Here is a 14,134-nt window from a genome sequence, read left to right as displayed (position 1 = left end):
GGGTCGCCCAAAGTGGAGAACTTGATCGCGCTGCTCGTCGCGGCACCGCTGGTCGGTGCGGCCCTGCTGCTGTGCGGCGGAAAACGGCTCGACCGCACCGGCCACTGGATCGGCACCCTCTTCGCGGCGGCGTCGTTCGCCGTCGGAGTGGCGCTCTTCGCCGACATGCTCGGCAGGAGCGCCGACCACCGGGCGCTGCACCAGCACCTGTTCACCTGGATCCCGGTCGGCGGCTTCCGGGCCGACGTCGCCTTCCAGCTCGACCAGCTGTCCATGACCTTCGTCCTGCTGATCACCGGCGTCGGCTCACTGATCCACGTCTACTCGATCGGCTACATGGAGCACGACGAACGGCGCCGCCGCTTCTTCGGCTACCTCAACCTCTTCCTCGCGGCGATGCTGCTGCTCGTCCTCGCCGACAACTACCTCCTGCTGTACGTCGGTTGGGAGGGCGTCGGCCTCGCCTCGTACCTCCTCATCGGCTTCTGGCAGCACAAGCCGAGCGCGGCCACCGCCGCCAAGAAGGCGTTCCTCGTCAACCGCGTCGGCGACATGGGCCTGTCCATCGCGATCATGCTGATGTTCACGACGTTCGGGACGTTCGCGTTCGGCCCGGTGCTCGCCTCCACCGGCGCCACCTCCGAGGGCAAGCTCACCGCCATCGGGCTGATGCTGCTGCTGGCCGCCTGCGGCAAGTCCGCCCAGGTACCGCTGCAGTCCTGGCTCGGGGACGCCATGGAGGGCCCCACCCCGGTCTCCGCCCTGATCCACGCCGCCACGATGGTCACCGCCGGCGTGTATCTGATCACCCGCTCCGGGGCGATCTTCAACGCCGCACCCGACGCCCAGACCGCCGTCGTCGCGGTCGGCGCGGTCACCCTCCTCTTCGGTGCGATCGTCGGTTGTGCCAAGGACGACATCAAGAAGGCCCTGGCCGGCTCGACGATGTCGCAGATCGGCTACATGATCCTGGCCGCCGGCCTGGGCCCGATCGGCTACGCCTTCGCGATCATGCACCTGGTCACCCACGGCTTCTTCAAGGCGGGCCTCTTCCTCGGCGCCGGCTCGGTGATGCACGGCATGAACGACGAGGTGAACATGCGCCGTTACGGCGGCCTGCGCAAGTACATGCCGGTCACCTTCCTCACCTTCGGCCTCGGCTATCTCGCGATCATCGGCTTCCCCGGCCTGTCCGGCTTCTTCTCCAAGGACAAGATCATCGAGGCGGCGTTCGCCAAGGGCGGCACCGAAGGCTGGATCCTCGGCGGCGCGGCCCTCCTGGGCGCCGCGATCACCGCGTTCTACATGACCCGGGTGATGCTGATGACCTTCTTCGGCGAGGAGCGCTGGCGCAAGGCACCCACCCCGTCGCCCGACCAGCCCTCCGTCGAGCCCGCGGCCGAGACCAGGGGCGAGTACGCTCCACCGCACCCGCACGAGTCGCCGAAGGTCATGACCCTCCCCATGATCGTGCTGGCCATCGGATCGGTCTTCGCCGGCGGCCTGTTCAGCATCAACGAGGCCTTCGTGAAGTGGCTGGAGCCCGTCACCTCCTTCGCACACGGCCACTCCCCGGTCAGCGCCACGACCGTCACCGCCGCCACCATCGCCGTCCTCCTCCTCGGCGTCGCCGTCGCCTGGCTGATGTACGGCCGCCGGCCGGTCCCGTCGCTCGCCCCCCGCGGCTCGCTGCTCACCCGCGCCGCCCGCCGCGACCTCCTCCAGGACGACTTCAACGACCTCGTCTTCGTCCGCGGCGGCGGCCACCTGACCACCACCCTCGTCCAGCTCGACCACACCGTGGTGGACGGCGCGGTCAACGGCACGGCCGCCTCCATGGGCGGACTCTCCGGCCTGCTCCGCCAGTTGCAGAGCGGCTTCGTCCGCTCCTACGCGGTCCAGATGCTGGGCGGGGCCGCCGTACTCGTCGCCGCGACCCTGCTGATGAGGGGTGTCTGAGCCATGTCGTTTCCCCTGCTGACGGCGACGGCCGTGGTACCGGCGATCGGCGCGATCGCCACCGCCGCGCTGCCCGCCGCCCAACGCACCGCGGCCAAATGGCTCGCGCTGCTCTTCTCCCTGCTCACCTTCGCGCTGGCCCTGGTCGTCGCGTTCCGCTTCGACCCCGGCGCCAAGGCCCCCTTCCAGCTCACCGAATCGCACGCCTGGATCCGCGACTTCGGGGTCCGCTACGAACTCGGCGTCGACGGCATCGCGGTCGCCCTGATCGCGCTGACCGCCCTGCTCGTCCCGTTCGTCATCCTGGCCGGCTGGCACGACGCCGACCCGCTGGAGGAGGCCACGCCCAACCGGCGCTGGCGCCCCACCCAGGGCTTCTTCGCCCTGATCCTCGCCGTCGAGGCGATGGTGGTGATCTCCTTCGAGGCCACCGACGTCTTCCTCTTCTACATCTTCTTCGAAGCCATGCTGATCCCGATGTACTTCCTCATCGGAGGCTTCGGGGACCGCGCCGGCGCCGACGGCGAGGAACGCTCCGCGGGCCGCAGGTCGCAGGCAGCGGTGAAGTTCCTGCTCTACAACCTCGCCGGCGGACTGATCATGCTGGCCGCGGTCATCGGCCTGTACGCCGTCACCGCCGACCAGCTCGGCACCGGCACCTTCTCCCTGACGCAGATCGTCGAGGCCCGCGCCGCCGGGCAGCTGGACCTCGGCACCACCACCGAACGCCTGCTGTTCCTCGGCTTCTTCTTCGCCTTCGCCGTCAAGGCCCCGCTCTGGCCGCTGCACACCTGGCTGCCCGGCGCCATGGGCGAATCGACCGCCCCGGTCGCCGTCCTGATCACCGCCGTGGTCGACAAGGTCGGCACCTTCGCCATGCTCCGCTTCTGCCTCCAGCTCTTCCCGGAGGCCAGCAGCTGGGCCACCCCCGTCATCCTGGTCCTCGCCCTGATCAGCATCGTCTACGGCGCCCTGCTCGCGGTCGCCCAGCGGGACATCAAGCGGCTGATCGCCTACGCCTCGATCTCCCACTTCGGCTTCATCATCCTGGGCATCTTCGCCATGACGTCCCAGGGCCAGGGCGGCGCCACGCTCTACATGGTCAACCACGGCATCTCGACCGCCGCCCTGATGCTGGTCGCCGGCTTCCTCATCAGCCGCCGCGGCTCCCGGCTCATCGCGGACTTCGGCGGCGTCCAGAAGGTCGCCCCCGTGCTCGCCGGCACGTTCCTGATCGGCGGCCTGGCCACCCTCTCGCTGCCCGGCCTGGCCCCGTTCGTCAGCGAATTCCTCGTCCTGGTCGGCACGTTCAGCCGCTACCCGGTCATCGGCATCATCGCCACCCTCGGCATCGTCCTCGCCGCGCTCTACGTCCTCGTCCTCTACCAGCGGACGATGACCGGGCCGGTGAAGAGCGAGGTCAGCGCCATGCCCGACCTGCGGGTCCGGGAACTGGTCGTGGTCGCGCCGCTGATCGCGCTGCTGCTCTTCCTCGGCGTGTACCCCAAACCGCTCACCGACCTCGTCAACCCGGCGGTCGAGCACACCCTGTCCGTCGTGGACAAGAAGGACCCCAAGCCCACTGCGCAGGTGAACGCCGTGCCCGGCAGCGGCCGGACCGGTCACGCCGCGAGTGATCAAGATGTGGAGGCCGCGAAGTGAGTTCCGTGGCAAGTGTCCACAGCCTGTGGACAGCGGCGGCCGGAGCACCGGGCAAGATCCCGGGGCCGCACATCGAATACGCCCAGCTCTCGCCCACCCTGATCGTCCTCGGGGCCGCGGTGCTCGGCATCATGATCGAAGCCTTCGTCCCGCGCCGCGGCCGCTACTACTCCCAGCTGCTGCTGTCCCTGGTGGCGCTGGCCGCCGCGTTCGCCGCGGTGATCGGCCTGGCGGCCGCCGGATTCGGCTCGTCCAAGGCCCATGTCGCCGCGATGGGCGCCGTCGCCGTCGACGGCCCCGCGCTGTTCCTCCAGGGCACGATCCTGCTGGTCTCCCTGATCGCCGTCTTCACCTTCGCCGAACGCCGGCTCGACCCCGCGGCACACGGCAGACACGTCGACTCCTTCGCCGCCCAGCCCGCGGCCGTCCCGGGTGGCGAGGCCGAACAGGCCGCCGTGAAGGCCGGGTTCACCACCACCGAGGTCTTCCCGATCCTGCTCTTCGCGGTCGGCGGCATGCTGATCTTCCCGGCGGCCAACGACCTGCTGACGCTCTTCGTCGCGCTGGAGGTCTTCTCCCTCCCGCTGTACATCCTGTGCGCCCTCGCCCGCCGCCAGCGGCTGCTGTCCCAGGAGTCCGCGCTCAAGTACTTCCTCCTCGGCGCGTTCTCCTCCGCCTTCCTCCTGTTCGGCGTCGCCCTGCTCTACGGCTACGCGGGCACGGTGTCGTACGCAGGGATCGCCGAGGTCGTCTCGGACGGCGCCAAGCAGATCGACCCGGCCCTGGCCGGCACGATGAGCAACGACGCACTGCTGCTGATCGGCGGGGCGCTGGTGCTGATGGGCCTGCTGTTCAAGGTCGGCGCGGTCCCGTTCCACATGTGGACCCCGGACGTCTACCAGGGCGCCCCGACGCCGGTCACCGGCTTCATGGCGGCCGCCACCAAGGTCGCCGCGTTCGGTGCGCTGCTGCGGGTGCTGTACGTCGTCCTGCCCGGCATGCGCTGGGACTGGCGGCCGGTGATGTGGGGCGTCGCGATCATCACGATGCTGGGCGGCGCGATCGTCGCCATCACCCAGACCGACATCAAGCGGCTGCTGGCGTACTCCTCCATCGCACACGCCGGGTTCATCCTCGCCGGTGTCATCGCCACCAGTAAGGACGGCGTCTCCTCGGTGCTGTTCTACCTGGGCGCGTACTCCTTCGTGACGCTCGGCGCGTTCGCCGTCGTCACCCTGGTGCGGGACGCGGGCGGCGAGGCCACCCAGCTGTCCAAGTGGGCCGGTCTCGGCCGGCGTTCGCCGCTGGTCGCCGCGGTCTTCGCGGTGTTCCTGCTGGCCTTCGCCGGCATCCCGCTGACCTCCGGTTTCGCCGGGAAGTTCGCGGTCTTCAAGGCGGCCGCGCAGAGCGGCGCGGGCTGGCTTGTGGTGGTCGGTGTGATCTCCTCCGCCATCGCCGCGTTCTTCTACATCCGCGTCATCGTCCTGATGTTCTTCAACGAGCCCAAGGCCGAAGGCCCGACCGTGGCGGTGCCCAGCCCGCTGACCTCCACGGCCATCGCCATCGGCGTCACCGCCACCCTGGTCCTGGGCCTGGCGCCGCAGTACTTCCTCGACCTGGCCGGGCATGCGGGAGTCTTCGTGCGCTGAACGCCGGCCGGTCAGCGCCGGTCGGTCGGCCTCGGTTGGTGGGTCTCGGTTGGTCGGCCGGCCGTTGGACCGGTACTGCAGGGATGTACGCACGGTGCATCGCTCACTGCGTGCGGCAACGGCCGCCGTCCGGAGCCCTCGGGGGGTTCCGGACGGCGGCCGTTCGCCGTGCAGGGCTGGTCGCCGTGCAGGGCTGGTCGACCGTCCAGTGGTCGGTCCGGCGGGGCCGGTGGTCAGCTCTTGGGCATCCCGCTCGGCAGCTCGGGCATGTCGGGGATCTTCATGCTGCCGTCGCCGGTCTTGGTGTACTTCTCGGTGGGACCGTTCTTCCAGTCGACGGTCAGGGTCTTGCCGTCCGAACCGGCCTTGAGCGTGCCCATGGTGCGGGTGGTGTCCCCGTCGGTGCACTTGAGGGCGGCCATGGTCATCCCGGCCATCTCCTGGACCTTGCCCAGACACGCGGACTTGTGTCCGTTGCTGAACGCGACCGTGCCCTTGGTGATCACCAGGACCAGCGGGCTGCTGTCCGTACCGGCCTTCCAGGCGCCCTCGACCGCCTTGGGGCTCGCGGGCTTGTCCGCACCTCCCGGAGTTGACGTCGGAGCCTCCGGCGTCTTGCTCGGCTTGCTGTCGCTGCCGTTGTCGCCGTTGCTTCCGCAACCGCTGAGCAGCATCGCGGCGATGGCTGCCGCCCCGGCGATCTGTGCTGCCTTGCGCACGTACGTCTCCTCCGTTGTGGGTCAGGGACCGTGAGGCTAACAGCGCCCCCGCCCCACCGTCCGCCCCGTCATCGCTCTTGCATCAACGCCGGTACGCAGTTGGTGTGGGGCTGTGACGTAGCGGGTGGGCGGGTGGGCTGGGGAGGGGCGTGGGGGAGGGGTGCGTAGGGGGAGGGGTGGTGCGGAGGGCGGGGTGGGGTGCGGGCGGCTTCGTCTTCCTCGGGGGGCTCCCCCTCCCCCGCCCCCCTCCCACCCCACCCCTCCACCCCAGCCCCTAACCCCCCGCCGCGCTCTTGTCCTGCTGTACCGCGTGGTGGACGGCGCGGGACGTCCAGCACTCCTTGGCCAGGCCGCGCAGGGCGCGCCGGTGCGGGCGTCCGGCGGCGCCGGGCAGGAGCCTGGCGTCCAGGTCGCAGGCCGCCACCTGCGCGGCCAGCAGCCGGTCACGCCACCCGGGCAGCCCGGCCTCGACGGCTGCCGTGAAACGGGCCCGGGCCGGCCCGGTGAGGTCCACCGGCCCCACGGGGAACCGTTCGTAGGGGAACAGTCCCAGCGCCCGGTGGGTCTCCCTGCGCAGCGCCCCGCGCTTCTCCAGCACGCGCAGGCACAGCCCGTACAGGGAGCGGCCGGCGCCGTGGACCCAGCGGTGTGCCTTGACGCCCTTGCCGCCCTTGGCAGGGGCGGGCAGTGCCGCCAGTGCGCCGTCCCATATCGCGTTGCCCAGCGGCAGCGGATTGGTCACCGTGATGCGGTCACCGCGCTCCACGGTGATCCGCCCGGCCGCCTCCAGGTCCGCCAGCGCCGCGCCGGCCAGCCCGTAGTGCAGGTACTTCGGGTTGGTCAGTGGGCGGCCGCGCACCGGGTCGAGGCCGAGGAGGAGCAGTTCCTCGGGGAGGGTGAGCGGGGCGCCGGTCATGTCGCGTCGCGGCCCGGGAGCGTGGGTGCGGGCAGGATGCGGCCGGTGACCTCGCCCAGACCGATCCGGGCGCCGTCCGGGCCGGGTGCCCAGGCGGTGAGGGTGACCTCGTCGCCGTCCTGGAGGTAGGGGCCCTTGCCCTGGGTGAGTTCGAGCAGACAGCCGAGCTGGTCGGGTTCCGGGCCGGAGACCGTGCCGGAGGCGAACAGATCGCCGGTGCGCAGCGAGGCACCGTTGACCGTCATATGGGCCAGCTGCTGGGCGGCGGTCCAGTACATGGCGGAGAAGGGCGGGTGGGAGATCGTCTCGTCATTGATCCGCACCTCGATACGGATGTCGATGCCGCCCGGTTCCACGCTCGCGTCGTCGAGGTAGGGCAGCAGCGGGTGGTCGCGGGTGGGCGGGGGCGTACGGGCGTGGTCGAGGGCGTCGAGCGGGGTGATCCACGCGGAGACGGAGGTGGCGAAGGACTTGCCCAGGAACGGGCCGAGCGGGAGGTACTCCCAGGCCTGGATGTCGCGCGCGGACCAGTCGTTGACGAGGCAGACGCCGAAGACGTGGTCGCGGAAGGTGTCGAGGCCGACGGGTTCGTGGAGGACGGAGGGGGTGCCGACGACGAAGCCGACCTCGGCCTCGATGTCGAGGCGGGTGGACGGGCCGAAGACGGGGGCGTCGTCGGTGTCGGTCTTGCGCTGCCCGTTGGGCCGGACGACCGGGGTGCCGGTGGCGACGATGGTGCCCGCGCGGCCGTGGTAACCGATCGGCAGGTGCTTCCAGTTGGGCGGCAGGGCCGCGCCGTTGGGGCGGAAGATCCGGCCGACGTTGGTGGCGTGGTGCTCGCTGGAGTAGAAGTCGACGTAGTCGGCGACCTCGAAGGGGAGGTGCAGGGTGACCTCGGCCAGCGGGTGGAGCAGGGGGGCGACCTCGTCGCGGTGTGTGGGGTCGGTGACCGCGCTGTGGACGGCCGCGCGGATCTGCTGCCATACGGGCCGGCCGGCCGCCAGCAGCGGGTTGAGGGTGGGTGCGGTGAGCAGCTCGGCGTGCGGGTGGATGGCGGCGGGCAGGGCGCTGGGCAGTGCGCTCAGGTCGAGGACGTGACTGCCGTAGCGGACGCCGATCCGGTGTTGTCCGGGTGCGTCGGTGGTGCTGAAGACGCCGTAGGGGAGGTTGTGCGGGCCGAAGGGATCGCCTTCCGCCAGGTCGAACGGGCTCTGCTCGGGCATGGACAGCTCCTCGCGTTCGTCGTCGCCGGTGAGCGGCCGGTCCGGCCGGGGCGAGGGGCCCCGGGCCGGTGGCTCGGTGATCAGAGTACGGCTGGCGGCGGCGCGGCGAAGGAGCCTGTGGATAACTTCCGAAAGGCGTGGTCGGCGCGGTGAGCGGCGGGCGGGAAGACGGCTCTCGGACGGCTCAGGAAGGCCCGTTGGCCGGTCCCGGCGGGCGTGCCGGGCCGGCGGGGCGGGTGGGGGTGTGAGGGGGCCGGCGGGCCGGGACCGGCCCGAGTGGCGGGAGGAGGGAGGCGAGGCGGCGGCAGGGCGGCGGGGGGAGGCGTGGCGCGTCGGGTCGGCGGGGGTGTGAAGGGCGCGCGGCGTGGTGGGGTGGTGGACGGGCAGGTGATCGCGCACGCCCCAACTCCTGGCAATGTCCTGAAAAGCCTTGCCGCACTGCGCAATTCGGGCCTAGCTTCCTTTCCTGGCACGGGCCGGGGCGGGACCGTTCCGAGGGGGGACACGTGGCTCGCAGTGGCGCACGGCTCGCGGTCGACCGGAGCGTTCCGGGCCTGATCGTGAAGATCGGCGCCTACCCCCTGCATCACGGCGGTGTGGGCGCCATCCGCAGCCTGGGGCGGCTGGGCGTCCCCATGTATGCGGTGACGGAGGACCGTTTCACGCCTGCTGCGGCCTGCCGCTATCTGTGCGGCCGCTTCGTCTGGCCGACCACGGGCCGCGAGGAGCCGGAGCGGCTGGTCGCGGGGTTGCTGCGGATCGGGCGCCGGATCGGCCGGCCGGCGGTGCTGCTGCCCACCGACGACGAGGCGGCCGTGCTGATCGCCGAGCACGCCGAAGCGCTCACCGGGTCGTTTCTGTTCCCGCGGCCGGCCCCCGGCCTGCCACGCCGACTGGCCAGCAAGCAGGGGCTGCACGAAATGTGCGCCACGCACGGCGTCCCGTCGCCGGCCGCCGTCTTCCCCGCGTCGTACGCGGAGGTCGAGGCGTACGCCGGGCGGGCGCGCTTCCCCGTGGTGGCGAAGAACCGGGAGGCGTTCGTCCGGCGCAGCCGGCCCGCGGTCGCCGGTACCACCCGGATCACGGGGCGGGAGCACCTGCTCGATCTGGCCCGGGACTGGGGCCCGCGGCCCGCCGTGGTCCTGCAGGAGTACCTGCCGCGGGAGCAGGCCGAGGACTGGATCGTGCACGCCTGCTTCGCGGCGGACGGCGCGCCGCTGGCACTGTTCACCGGGGTCAAGGTGCGCTCGTGGCCGCCGCACGCGGGCATGACTGCCTGTGCGTGGGGGGTCGACAATCCCGAACTGGCGCGGCAGGCCGCGCGGTTCGCCCGCCGGATCGGGTTCGCCGGGACCGCCGACCTGGACTGGCGGTTCGACCGGCGCGACGGCCGGTACAAGCTGCTGGACTTCAACCCCCGTATGGGCGCGCAGTTCCGGCTGTTCGAAACCACGGCCGGTGTCGATGTCGTCCGCGCCCAGCATCTGCACCTCACGGGGCGCGCCGTTCCGGAGGGTGTCCAGCGGGCGGGGCGCCGCTTCGTCGTCGAGAACGTCGATCTGCCGGCCCGTCTCGCCTACGGGGGCGGCGGTGGCGGTGGGCCGCACGTACCGGCGCGCCCGCGCGGCACCGAGACGGCGTGGTTCGCCGCCGACGATCCGCTGCCGTTCCTCGCCATGCTGGCGCGGTCCGCCGTGCCGGGCGCCCGGCACCTGTGGCAACTGCACCGGGCGGCCCGCCGGGCGGCCACCACCCGGCCCCCGAGGAGCGACGCACCACCCGGTCAGGCCCCCGGGCGCGCCGCCCCGCCCCGGCAGGCACCCCCGAGGCGCGAGCCACCACCTGGGCACGAGGCACCACCGAGGCAAGGGGAGGAACCGCAGTGAGCACTCCGGTAGCGGTCATCGGGGCCGGTCCCTACGGCCTGTCGACGGCGACCCATCTGCGGGCGCAGGGCGTGCCGGTGCGGGTCTTCGGCCACCCGATGGCCAGCTGGCAGGAGCAGATGCCCGCGGGCATGCTGCTGAAGTCGACGCCCGCGGCGTCGAGCATCGACGTCCCGTTGGAGGGCCACACCCTCGCCGACTACTGCGCCGCGGCGGGCGAGCCGCGGTACGAGTCGGACTGGGACCTCCTGCCCGTCGAGACGTTCGTCCGTTACGGGCGGTGGTTGCAGCGGCGGCTGCTGCCCGATGTGGAGCCGGTCCGGGTGGTGTCGGTGGACAGGCGGGCGGACGGTTTCGAGCTCAAGCTGGACAGCGGCGACCAGGTGGGCGCCCGGGCCGTGGTCGTCGCCACCGGGCTGAGCGGGCTGGCGCATCTGCCCCGCCGCCTGGCTGCCGCGGTCCCGGACGGGCCGTCCGCCACCGGACCGGTCTCGCACAGCTCCCAGCACCACGACCTGGCCGCGCTGGCGGGCCGGGACGTGGTGGTGGTCGGTGCCGGGCAGTCGGCGCTGGAGAGCGCGGTCCTGCTCGCCGAGACGGGCGCGGCAGCCGTACGGGTCGTGGCGCGCGGGCCCGCCGCGGTGGGCTTCGGGGCGCCGCCGGACCGCCAGCCGCGGCTGCGGCCCGCCTCGCCGTTCGGCAACGCCTGGTCGCTGTACGCGCTGACGCAGCACGCCGGGGCGTTCCGGTTGCTGCCGCCGCCGGTGCGGCGCGCCCTGGTGCGGCGGGTGCTCGGTCCGCTCGGCGCCTGGTGGCTGCGGGACCGGTTCACCGGCCGGGTGCGGGTCACGCAGGGCCGGCGGATCGTACGGGCCACGGTCCGCGACGGCCGCCCCGTACTGGCGCTGCGCGGCGCCGACGGGCACGGGGGCGAGCTGGCCGCGGACCATGTGCTGGCGGCGACCGGCTACCGGATGGACCTGGCGGCGCTGGACTTCCTCGGGCCGGGGCTGCGCACCGGGATCGCCGCGCGGGCCGGCGGTCCTCTTCTGGACGGCGGGTTCGGCTCGTCGGTACCGGGGCTGTACTTCACGGGGCTGCCGGCCGCCGCGTCGTTCGGCCCGGTGATGCGGTTCGTGTGCGGGACGGCCTTCGCCGGGCCGCGGCTGGCCAGGGCGGTGGCGCGGGCATACGGCTGACGGCCCGTGGGGGCCGGTGGCGCCGCGTCGCCGGTGAGGCCGGCGGGTCGCGAAGATGGCTGAAGTACGTGTGGTCGGGGTGGATATCCGGCTCATCGGTAACCCCTGTGCCTGCTGGGATTCACGGGGTTCTGCCGGCCTCCGCCGGGCCCGCCCTCCGACGTCAAAGCCACGCCAAAACGTGATCAACGGTGATCAACAACGTGTCGGGCCGGGCGTTGCTGTGCTTCCCCGGTGGTTCGGGGGGCGGGCGCTCACGGTGATCGAACTGCGACCGGATACGCTGGCCAATGGTGGAGACAGCGACAGATCGACATTCAGTTTGATCGTCAGCAGACAGGAGTACCCCTCGTGACCGTCGTCGGGCCCTTCGGGCTGAGCGTGCGGGACCAGGCTCTTGAGGCCGATGTCCAGGCCGGGTTGGCGGCTGTCGAGGAGGGCCTGCTGGAGGCCACCAAGAGCGACGTGCCGTTCATCACCGAGGCCGCGCAGCATCTCGTGCGCGCGGGAGGCAAGCGGTTCCGGCCGCTGCTGGTGATGCTGGCCGCCCAATTCGGTGACCCCTACAGCCCGGGCGTGGTGCCCTCCGCCGTCGTCGTGGAGCTCACGCATCTGGCGACGCTCTACCACGACGACGTGATGGACGAGGCGGAAGTGCGCCGCGGGGTGGCCAGCGCCAACGCCCGCTGGGGCAACTCCGTCGCGGTGCTGACCGGCGACTTCCTCTTCGCCCGCGCCTCGCACATCCTCGCCGACCTCGGGCCCGAGGCCGTCCGGATCCAGGCCGAGGCGTTCGAGCGCCTGGTGACCGGCCAGATCCTGGAGACCGCCGGGCCGCGCGACGGCCGCGACCCCATCGACCACTACCTCGACGTCCTGGCGGGCAAGACCGGCTCGCTGGTGGCCGTCGCCTGCCGCTTCGGCGCCATGATGTCGGGCGCCGAGGAGTCCACGGCCAACATCCTCACCCAGTACGGCGAGCGGCTGGGGACCGCCTTCCAGCTGGCCGACGACGTCCTGGACATCGCCAGCGACTCGCACGAATCGGGCAAGACGCCCGGTACGGACCTCCGCGAGGGCATTGCGACGCTGCCGGTGCTGCGGCTGCGGGCCCGCGCCGAGAGCGATGCCGGCACGCCCGAGGACCGGGCGCTGTGCGAACTGCTCGCCGGCGACCTCACCGACGACGTCCGGCACGCCGAGGCGCTCGCCGGGCTGCGTGCCCACCCGGCCCTCGAAGAGGCCCGCCGGGACACCGTCCGCTACGCGGAGGAGGCCCGCGCGACGCTGGCGCCGCTCCCGGCCTGCACGTCCAAGGCGGCCCTGGAGGGCCTCTGCGACGCGGTGGTCCACCGGGCGGGCTGACACCCCTAAGGGTTCAATCCCCCTCTCCTCAGGGTTCGGTCAACCCCAGGTCGTACGGGTGGCGTCGTGCGGTGACCGGGCGTCATACCTCAGCAGTAGGACGAGTTGGACCCGCGGGCTGACGCGATGCGCCGCGCGAATTGGTGAGATGGAGAACACCACAGCGCGGCGGTCGGTCCACAATGAGCCCCAGGGGAGGGCGAGTGGACAGCTCGGCGGCCGCCGCAGACGACGGAGGTAGGCAGATGCCAGGGTTCGAACCGACAGAGGTCACCGGCGAGACGGACGGGGGGCGCTCCCCGAAGCGCCGGAAAGCGGTGCGGTACGCCGTACCGGTCGCGGTGGCGGGGGTGGCGGCGGCGACGATCGGGCTGGTCCCGGCATTCGCCGGATCGGGTTCCCCGGACCTGCCGAAGATCTCGGCCCAGGACCTCATAGCCAAGATCGCCAAGTCGGACGTCCAGCAGCTGTCCGGCACGGTCCGGGTCAGCACGGACCTCGGCCTGCCGTCCCTGCCCGGCGGTATGGCGGCCGGCGGCTTCGGCGGCGGCCAGGGCGGCGAGAAGGGCGGGCACGGCCAGGACGGCGCGTCCGCGGCACCCCAGAGCAAGCTGATGGAGCTGGCGTCCGGTGCGCACACGCTCCGCGTCGCCGCCGACGGGCCCGAGAAGCAGCGGGTGTCCATCGTCGACAAGGCCGCCGAGTACAGCCTCGTGCACAACGGCAAGGAGGTCTGGGCGTACGACAGCGGCAGCAACACCGCCGTGCACAGCACCGCACCCGACGCCGGCCGGCACGGCACGCACAAGCGGGCCCCCGAGGGCCTTCCGGGCGACCTGAAGAACGCCACCCCGCAGGACCTGGCGAAGAAGGTCCTCCAGGCCGCCGGTGACACCACCTCGGTCACCGTCGACGGCACCGCCCGGGTCGCCGGACGGGACGCCTACCAGCTGCTGATCAAGCCCAAGCAGGCCGCCTCGACGGTCGGCTCGATCCGGGTCGCGGTGGACGCCGCCAACGGCGTCCCGCTGAAGTTCACCCTGACTCCGAAGAGCGGCGGCGCGGCCGCCATCGACGTCGGCTACACCAACGTCGACTTCGCCAAGCCGGCCGCGGACCTCTTCTCCTTCACGCCGCCCAAGGGCGCCAAGGTCGTCGACGGCAACAAGCAGCGGGCGGCGGCCCAGCGCGAACACGGCAAGAAGTTCAAGGACTTCGGGTCCCGCAAGGACGCGAAGGACCTGCGGAAGGACTTCGGCGGGCTGAACGTCATCGGCAAGGGCTGGACGTCCATCGCCACGATCAAGGGCGCCGGCGGAGGACTGCCCTCCGGCAAGGACCAGGCCGCCGCCGGCGACGCCGGGAAGTTCCTGGACAGCCTCGGCGAGAAGGTCAACGGGTCGTTCGGCTCCGGCCGGATGTTCAGCACCCGCCTGGTCAACGCCCTGATAACGGACAACGGCACGGTCTACGTCGGTGCCGTCGACAAGCAGGCCCTGATCCACGCGGCCGACGCCGCGAAGTAACGGGCCCCTCAAGCACAGGACCGCCGTACC

The 14,134-nt window shown here is 72.0% G+C and carries 10 protein-coding genes; 7 read left to right on the top strand and 3 right to left on the bottom strand.

What is annotated here, in order from left to right; translation table 11 throughout:
- Nucleotides 1-12: 12 nt before the first annotated feature.
- The 3 genes from nuoL to nuoN are packed head-to-tail and all read left to right on the top strand — an operon-like array spanning nucleotide 13 to nucleotide 5,270.
- Entirely contained in the window at nucleotides 13-1,959 is a 1,947-nt protein-coding gene (gene nuoL / locus ACGF4C_RS21950) for an NADH-quinone oxidoreductase subunit L (RefSeq protein WP_393568429.1), read from the top strand.
- A 3-nt stretch (nucleotides 1,960-1,962) separates the two neighbouring features.
- Complete coding sequence (locus ACGF4C_RS21945) at nucleotides 1,963-3,621, top strand: NADH-quinone oxidoreductase subunit M (protein ID WP_393568427.1); 1,659 nt, start codon at nucleotides 1,963-1,965, stop codon at nucleotides 3,619-3,621.
- Nucleotides 3,618-5,270, top strand: a complete 1,653-nt coding sequence (nuoN, locus tag ACGF4C_RS21940; protein ID WP_393568425.1) for an NADH-quinone oxidoreductase subunit NuoN — start codon at nucleotides 3,618-3,620, stop codon at nucleotides 5,268-5,270. The genes ACGF4C_RS21945 and nuoN overlap by 4 nt, the downstream gene beginning before the upstream one ends.
- A 233-nt stretch (nucleotides 5,271-5,503) precedes the next feature.
- Here nuoN and ACGF4C_RS21935 read toward each other — a convergent pair whose 3' ends face one another.
- From ACGF4C_RS21935 to fahA, 3 genes are all read right to left on the bottom strand, one after another.
- Nucleotides 5,504-5,989: a hypothetical protein gene (locus tag ACGF4C_RS21935; protein ID WP_393568423.1), complete on the bottom strand. Its 486-nt coding sequence runs from the start codon at nucleotides 5,987-5,989 to the stop codon at nucleotides 5,504-5,506.
- Between the two features lie 274 nt (nucleotides 5,990-6,263).
- Nucleotides 6,264-6,905, bottom strand: coding sequence for a GPP34 family phosphoprotein (locus tag ACGF4C_RS21930; RefSeq protein ID WP_393568422.1), 642 nt, complete (start codon nucleotides 6,903-6,905; stop codon nucleotides 6,264-6,266).
- Nucleotides 6,902-8,128, bottom strand: a complete 1,227-nt coding sequence (gene fahA, locus ACGF4C_RS21925; RefSeq protein ID WP_393568420.1) for a fumarylacetoacetase — start codon at nucleotides 8,126-8,128, stop codon at nucleotides 6,902-6,904. Before fahA ends, ACGF4C_RS21930 begins: the two co-directional genes overlap by 4 nt.
- Nucleotides 8,129-8,634: 506 nt before the next feature.
- Here fahA and ACGF4C_RS21920 point away from each other — a divergent pair.
- The 4 genes from ACGF4C_RS21920 to ACGF4C_RS21905 all read left to right on the top strand — a co-directional run bounded on the left by ACGF4C_RS21920 (nucleotide 8,635) and on the right by ACGF4C_RS21905 (nucleotide 14,104).
- On the top strand, nucleotides 8,635-10,014 hold the full coding sequence (locus tag ACGF4C_RS21920) for an ATP-grasp domain-containing protein (RefSeq protein WP_393568418.1): 1,380 nt from the start codon (nucleotides 8,635-8,637) through the stop codon (nucleotides 10,012-10,014).
- Complete coding sequence (locus ACGF4C_RS21915; RefSeq protein ID WP_393568417.1) at nucleotides 10,011-11,213, top strand: FAD-dependent oxidoreductase; 1,203 nt, start codon at nucleotides 10,011-10,013, stop codon at nucleotides 11,211-11,213. The genes ACGF4C_RS21920 and ACGF4C_RS21915 overlap by 4 nt, the downstream gene beginning before the upstream one ends.
- Nucleotides 11,214-11,564: 351 nt before the next feature.
- Nucleotides 11,565-12,578 (top strand): polyprenyl synthetase family protein, encoded by a 1,014-nt coding sequence (locus ACGF4C_RS21910; protein WP_362142761.1) that lies wholly within the window; start codon nucleotides 11,565-11,567, stop codon nucleotides 12,576-12,578.
- A 245-nt stretch (nucleotides 12,579-12,823) separates the two neighbouring features.
- On the top strand, nucleotides 12,824-14,104 hold the full coding sequence (locus ACGF4C_RS21905; protein WP_393568414.1) for an outer membrane lipoprotein carrier protein LolA: 1,281 nt from the start codon (nucleotides 12,824-12,826) through the stop codon (nucleotides 14,102-14,104).
- Nucleotides 14,105-14,134: the final 30 nt, after the last annotated feature.

This window comes from Streptomyces sp. NPDC048197 (assembly GCF_043202395.1).
In the GTDB taxonomy this organism is placed as follows: domain Bacteria; phylum Actinomycetota; class Actinomycetes; order Streptomycetales; family Streptomycetaceae; genus Streptomyces; species Streptomyces siderophoricus.
This window is presented reverse-complemented; position numbering and strand designations above follow the sequence as displayed.

Excerpts from the sequence above, each read along its gene's own strand:
- ACGF4C_RS21905 (WP_393568414.1), top strand. The coding sequence starts at position 12,824 with ATGCCAGGGTTCGAACCGACAGAGGTCACCGGCGAGACGGACGGGGGG.
- ACGF4C_RS21930 (WP_393568422.1), bottom strand. The coding sequence starts at position 6,905 with ATGACCGGCGCCCCGCTCACCCTCCCCGAGGAACTGCTCCTCCTCGGC.
- ACGF4C_RS21945 (WP_393568427.1), top strand. The coding sequence starts at position 1,963 with ATGTCGTTTCCCCTGCTGACGGCGACGGCCGTGGTACCGGCGATCGGC.
- fahA (WP_393568420.1), bottom strand. The coding sequence starts at position 8,128 with ATGCCCGAGCAGAGCCCGTTCGACCTGGCGGAAGGCGATCCCTTCGGC.